This is a genomic window from Legionella pelazae (genome assembly GCF_052527395.1).
The window spans coordinates 1-1,692 of sequence record NZ_JBNVZS010000030.1 but is presented as its reverse complement, the minus strand read 5'-3'; the positions used below and the strand labels follow the sequence as shown (position 1 = coordinate 1,692).

Below are 1,692 nucleotides of genomic sequence, written 5' to 3'. Positions count from 1 at the left end.
AGGTCATTTTAATAGTTGGATGTATGACAACTGTAATGAAGTGTCATTTATTAAATAATTGCTTCAGGTGCATAGCTGAATTATACTTAGAATTAATATTTTTTAGGCTCTTTATATTTTGCAGCTCGGCCTAAAAGGTTTCTTGTGAACATAAATAGCACAGGTGATTTGTTTGTATTTCACCACAGGCTTCATCATTTGCAAGTGGCGTGTCAGATTACATCGAAACTAATACAAATAAGGCAAGCAAGGGAGTTATTTACTATTTCTGTCTCGACTTCTTGCTGTCTCCCACATAAATTTCTTCAAACTCACCCATCTCTTCAGCTTGCTCTTCGCCTAATTGAAAAAAGCTAAATGGTGCTAAATTAGAGGAAGAACGTTTTAATTCTTGTTCTATTTGGCTTATTGGTGATGCTCAACATGCTGAGATAACCAATTTTCTCGTTTTAGCTCCTTAATAGCTTGAGTATAAGCTGGATTTTTATCCGTATTGATAATGCTAATATCGCAAGTTGGATTGCTTTTAATAAGTTTTTGTAGAAAACGTTTGGCAGATTTTGCATTCCTGCGGTGAGACAGATAAAAATCAATCGTACTGCCATGCTCATCAATAGCACGATAGAGGTATTTCCATTCGCCTTTGACCTTGACATAGGTTTCATCAAGGTGCCAGCGGCGCGAATAACGTCGTTTATACCAAGCTAGTTTATGCTGCAAAAGTGGCGCATAATGTTGGACCCAGCGATAAGCAGTGGTGTGATCTAATTCAAGTCCGCGCTCTTTCATCATTTCCTCTAAATCTCTATAACTGATACCGTACTTACAGTACCAGCGTACACATTGCAGGATCAATTCGCCATGAAAGTGACGCCATTTGAATGCCAGAGGTTTAGTTGAACGCATTTTTTGATCCTATTATTCAATCAAGTTAGATTAAATTATAAACGAATGTTGTTTTGCAACAGAGCCATTGTCTGGAGTCAGACCATGGTAAGCTTAAACGACTTATCAATCCTACTCGAGGATTTCACTCAATGAAAACCGCTTATACTACGATTAAAGGATTTGAAGTCATGAGAATGTTTCGAAAAGGACAATTCAACAAGTGGATGTATGCAACTGGTAATGAAATCTACTTTGTTAAACAATTATTTCATATCTATAGCTGAATTATGCCCAGGGTTTATGTTTTTCTAACTACTATAGTTTTTGCAACACAGCCATCTAAAACACGTGCTCTCTTTTACTCAGACTCAACAATTTAAGTTCACTTATGAGATTTATATATGAAGTTAATTATTCTTGTCCCCTACAAGATAGCTATTAAATTGTTTTGCTGTTGTTAATTATTTCTTAATCCTAAAGTGGTAAAATATTAATCTAATTGGTTTATAAATGGATAGTAATTATGTATGGCGATTCCTCCTCTGAGTATGAATTAAATGAAAATGCATCTACTAATACCTCTCAACAAACGACCTCTGAAACGCCTACTTCTAGCGGACAGGAAATTGACTTAAATGTCTTAGATTCGATACCAAGCGAACTTATAGATGAGCAGTTCAGATCAATCATGGCTAACGCTCTGCATGAAGATAATCCCTTAGAGCCTAGTGCGCCTGGGCTAACAGTTAATAATAACAATAATAATCAGCCCATGTCTTTGCCTTCTGACGCACGTAAACGTAA

At 36.2% G+C, this 1,692-nt stretch carries 2 protein-coding genes and 1 pseudogene; 2 read left to right on the top strand and 1 reads right to left on the bottom strand.

The genetic code is table 11. The features are described 5' to 3' along the window. Window positions 1-405: 405 nt before the first annotated feature. Window positions 406-906: an IS6 family transposase gene (locus tag ACQUW5_RS15260; protein WP_444992117.1), complete on the bottom strand. Its 501-nt coding sequence runs from the start codon at window positions 904-906 to the stop codon at window positions 406-408. 74 nt (window positions 907-980) lie between these two features. Here ACQUW5_RS15260 and ACQUW5_RS15255 point away from each other — a divergent pair. Together ACQUW5_RS15255 and ACQUW5_RS15250 are read left to right on the top strand one after the other, a co-directional pair. Continuing rightward, window positions 981-1,172: pseudogene (locus ACQUW5_RS15255) on the top strand (DDE-type integrase/transposase/recombinase); the annotation flags it as partial. A 239-nt stretch (window positions 1,173-1,411) separates the two neighbouring features. Further along, the coding region (locus ACQUW5_RS15250; protein ID WP_444992116.1) for a hypothetical protein at window positions 1,412-1,692 on the top strand (281 nt) is incomplete at its 3' end.

What these genes read in the sequence shown, in the direction of transcription:
- ACQUW5_RS15260 (WP_444992117.1), bottom strand. Translation starts at nt 906, where the DNA reads ATGCGTTCAACTAAACCTCTGGCATTCAAATGGCGTCACTTTCATGGC.